Annotated in this window: 3 protein-coding genes and 1 pseudogene; 3 read left to right on the forward strand and 1 reads right to left on the reverse strand. The window is 65.7% G+C overall.

The genetic code is table 11. The annotated features are described in order from the left end of the window. Positions 1-296: pseudogene (locus tag BIS11_RS11895) on the reverse strand (YqaE/Pmp3 family membrane protein); the annotation flags it as partial. Positions 297-602: 306 nt separating this feature from the next. Here BIS11_RS11895 and BIS11_RS11900 point away from each other — a divergent pair. From BIS11_RS11900 to putA, 3 genes are all read left to right on the forward strand, one after another. Then, positions 603-962, forward strand: coding sequence for a hypothetical protein (locus tag BIS11_RS11900; RefSeq protein ID WP_253426880.1), 360 nt, complete (start codon positions 603-605; stop codon positions 960-962). Positions 963-992: 30 nt separating this feature from the next. Further along, positions 993-1,841, forward strand: a complete 849-nt coding sequence (locus tag BIS11_RS11905) for an AraC family transcriptional regulator (protein WP_253586098.1) — start codon at positions 993-995, stop codon at positions 1,839-1,841. Between the two features lie 151 nt (positions 1,842-1,992). Then, the coding region (putA, locus tag BIS11_RS11910; RefSeq protein WP_253586099.1) for a bifunctional proline dehydrogenase/L-glutamate gamma-semialdehyde dehydrogenase PutA at positions 1,993-4,254 on the forward strand (2,262 nt) is incomplete at its 3' end.

The following is a 4,254-nucleotide window of genomic DNA, read 5'->3' on the forward strand; positions in this document are numbered from 1 at the left end:
GGCGTAAAGTGGCCGACCGTCCCCTGCCGGGAGGCGGCGGGGGCAGCGCGCTCGCCACGCTCGCGCGCCTTGCGGTGAGCCTGCTTGTCGATCTTCTGCTCGAGGGTATCGGCCGCATCGGCAAGCTCGTCGTGATAGCGCTCCCAGTCCTCCCAGTCGTGTGGGGTGCCGGACTTCGGCCGATCGCCGCCGGCGCCACGGGCACGGGCCCAGGCTTTCTCTTCGAGGGTGTTGGGCCGGTCGGGGTCACGCTCGACGCCAACGCCCTTGCGGGTCATGTATTCGCGGGCATCCATGTATCGCTCCTTGGTGAAGGCGGTGCTCGTACCCTCGGGGCCTGCCGCAGGCAGGGTGTCCCGGTCGTGCAGCGCGCAGGAAATGGACGTACTATATACGAACCAAAAAAAACCGCTGCCGGGAGGCAGCGGAAGCAAGGGATCGAAAAAGAAGCCAGTGCAACACTTCTAGCGACTGCTATCGCGCGTTGCCTGTACACTATCTGACAGTGAATTGGAAAAAAGTTCTCGACAGGACAAAGTTTTCGTCTTTTTTTGTTTGTGATGCTCCCGAACCGGGCCTGCAAAGCGGTTGAGGAGCCTTCCATGGCGCTGTATCTACTGGTGCTGGGCGTCTGCGTCGTGGTGATCGGCTCGGTGCTGGCCATCCTGATGACGGCCAGCACGCCACGCTATCGAACCGAGCCGAAGGATCTGCTCGCCCTTTTCGACAAGGCGCTCGAGAGCCGGGTCGGCGAGACGGAGTGGAACGCCTTGATCGGCTACCCGATCCGCCACGATGAATACCTGGACGGCGTTCGCCGCCGCGCAGCGCACCTGATGGACCAGCACGGGCGCCGCTGGCAGATCGCCCGGGGCAAGCCGCTTCTGAGTGCCACCGGCCAGCTAGAATTGAAGGCATTGCGCGATCATCTCGCCGCCCACACCGCGCTGCGCCGCCAGTAAGGCGTTTCGCTTTCGTAGAGGGAGCCGTCCATGTTCAGTACCATTCGCCAGATTCCTCTGGAAAGTGCGGTCAAGCACCACGCCCACGACTTCCACCAGATCGTGATCACCCTGTGCGGCTCCTCGGAGTTCGAGATCGAGGGGCTCGGCGGGCGGGTCAACGCCTTCTCCGGCTGCATCGTGCCGGCGAACCACGAGCACTACTACTCGGGCCAGGGCTACAATCGCCAGTTGATCTTCGATCTTCCGGAGCTCGCCCCGGCGCTGACCGGCGAGCACCGCGAGCTGATCGCACTGTTCGACGCCCCGCGCTTCTTCGCCCTCGACGGCTCGCTCCGCCACTATCTGGCGTTCGTCGAAAGCGAGCTGCTCCAGGGGCGCCACGGCAACGACGCGCACCAGCCCGACCGGCTGGCCGCCACGCTGCTCGGCGCCCTCAAGGCGCGTCTCACCGCGCCGCTCGCCGACGGCCGGCGCCGGCTGGATCTCGCTCCCATCGACCGCTTCATCGCTGCCCACCTGGCCGACGAGCTGCGGGTGGCGGATCTTGCCCGCATCGCCTGCCTTTCCGAGGCGCATTTTTCCGAGCGTTTTCGCAGCCAGACCGGGCTTTCGCCCTGGCAGTACGTGCGCCGCAAGCGCCTGAACGCCGCGCGCGAGCTGATCACCCGAAGCCGGATGCCGCTGACCGACATCGCCATCCAGACGGGTTTCGCCAACCAGAGCGCGCTCTCCCACGCGTTTCGACGCAGCTACGGGCTTTCGCCGCGCTCGCTGCGCCAGGAAGACGCGGCCGCGCTCGATGTGGAAGGTGCCGCCCGGACGTCTCGCCGGGCGCTGGGCAAGCGCCGCCCTGCCGGTTCGGCGCAAAACTCCTGAACGCGAGAGAATGTGACGATACGTCGCGCTTGCCGTGAAATTGACACGTTTTGCCATGAAACCGACATACAACCGTGCGCCTGGCGCTCTACATTCGTTCGTCATCGGGTAGACCACCAGTTTTTTCCTCTCTCAGATACCGGGGGCCACAATGCTCAACGCCAAGAAAATGCGTGATCCTGCCGTCTGGCAAACCGACCTCGACACGCTGCTCGCCACCGTCAGCGACCACTACATCGTCGACGAGGACAGCTACGTCCATGAGCTGATCAAGGTGCTCGACGTGGGTCGCGAGGACTTCGAGCGCATCGGCAGCAGTACCGCCGAACTCGTGCGCGACGTGCGCAAGATGGATACCGCGGTGGATACCATCGACGAGCTGTTGCAGCAGTACAGCCTCGATACCCACGAGGGATTGATGCTGATGTGCCTGGCCGAGGCGATGCTGCGCATCCCCGACAAGGTCACGGCGGACGCGCTGATCGAGGACAAGCTTGGTCCGGCGGACTGGCAGTCCCACGTCGGCAAGAGCGATTCGTGGATGGTCAACGCCTCGACCTGGGGGCTTCTGATGACCGGTCGGGTGCTCAAGCTCGACCACCCGCGGGAAGGCCAGCCCGCCACCTTCATCAACCGCATGGTCAACCGCCTGGGCGAGCCGGTGATTCGCCGCGCCATGGTCGAGGCGATGAAGATCATGGGCAAGCAGTTCGTGCTCGGGCGCAACATCGACGAGGCGCTCAAGCGCTCGAAGCCGCTGTTCAACAAGGGCTACACCTACTCCTACGACATGCTCGGCGAAGCCGCGCGTACCCGTGATGACGCCAAGCGCTACTTCGACGACTACGCCCGCGCCATCGAGGCCGTCGGCAAGACCTCCCAGCGGCTGAGCGACAAGACGCCCAAACCGTCGGTCTCGATCAAGCTCTCGGCGCTGCACCCGCGCTACGAGTTCGGCCGCCGCGAGCAGGTGCTCGCCGAGCTCGTCGACACCGTGGTGAAGCTGGTGCGTCGCGCCCGCGAGCTCGACGTGGCGCTGACCGTCGATGCCGAGGAGGTCGATCGCCTGGAGCTGTCGCTCGAGGTGTTCCGCGCCATCTACGAAAGCGATGCTGCCCGCGGCTGGGGCCACTTCGGCCTGGTGGTCCAGGCCTACTCCAAGCGCGCGCTGCCGGTGCTGCACTACCTGAACCGCCTGGCGGACCTGCAGGGCGACGAGATTCCGCTGCGCCTGGTGAAAGGTGCCTACTGGGACAGCGAGATCAAGGAGTCCCAGCAGCTCGGCGTCGACGGCTACCCGGTCTACACCCGCAAGGCGTGCACCGACGTGGCGTATCTCGCCTGCGCCCAGTTCCTGCTCTCGGAAGACACCCGCGGGCGCATCTTCCCGCAGTTCGCCACCCACAACGCGCATACCGTCACCGCCATCGTCGAGCTCGCCAACCGCCATCGCCGGCCGTTCGAGTTCCAGCGCCTGCACGGCATGGGCGAGGCGCTCTACGACGCCGCCCTGACGCGCGCCCCGGACGGCACCTACTGCCGCATCTACGCCCCGGTCGGTGCCCACAAGGACCTGCTCCCCTACTTGGTGCGACGGCTTCTGGAAAACGGCGCCAACTCCTCCTTCGTCCACCAGCTGGTCGACCCGGACGTGCCGGTCGAGTGGCTCTGCCAGCACCCGGTGGAAACCCTCAAGCAGTACAAGACCTTCGCCAATGCGCGCATTCCGCAGCCCCGCGACATCTACGGGCCCAAGCGCAAGAACTCGCGCGGGGTGAACCTGAACATCCGAAGCCACTATGAGCCGCTGATGGAGAAGATGGCCTCGTTCATGGACAAGCAGTACGCGGTCAAGCCGCTGCTCGCCGTCGAGGTGGCCGACGATGCGGCCAACACCCACCGGGTGACGTCGCCTTATGATCGTGGCCAGAGCGTGGGCACCGTGCAGTGGACGAGCCAGGAGCAGGCAAGGCAAGCGGTCGATGCCGCCTGGGAAGCGTTCCCGCGCTGGGACGCCACGCCGGTTGCCGAGCGCGCCGCAATCCTGCGCCGCCTGGCGGATCTGATGGAAGAGCACATGGCGGAGCTGATGGCGCTCTGCTCGCGGGAAGGCGGCAAGCTCTTGACCGACGGTGTCGACGAGATCAAGGAGGCGGTGGACTTCTGCCGCTACTACGCCATGCGCGCCGAGGAGTCGTTCGGCGAGGTGATCGAGCTGCCCGGCCCGACCGGCGAGTCCAACCGTTTGAGCATGGGCGGCAAGGGCGTGTTCGCCGCGATCAGCCCGTGGAACTTCCCGGTGGCGATCTTCTGCGGCCAGATCGTCGCCGCGGCAGTGGCCGGCAACACCGTGCTCGCCAAGCCCGCGGAGCAGACCTCGATCATCGCCCACCGCGTCATCGAGCTTCTGCAT

Origin of the sequence: Halomonas sp. 707D4 (assembly GCF_024158685.1) — a bacterium.
In the GTDB taxonomy this organism is placed as follows: Bacteria; Pseudomonadota; Gammaproteobacteria; order Pseudomonadales; family Halomonadaceae; genus Vreelandella.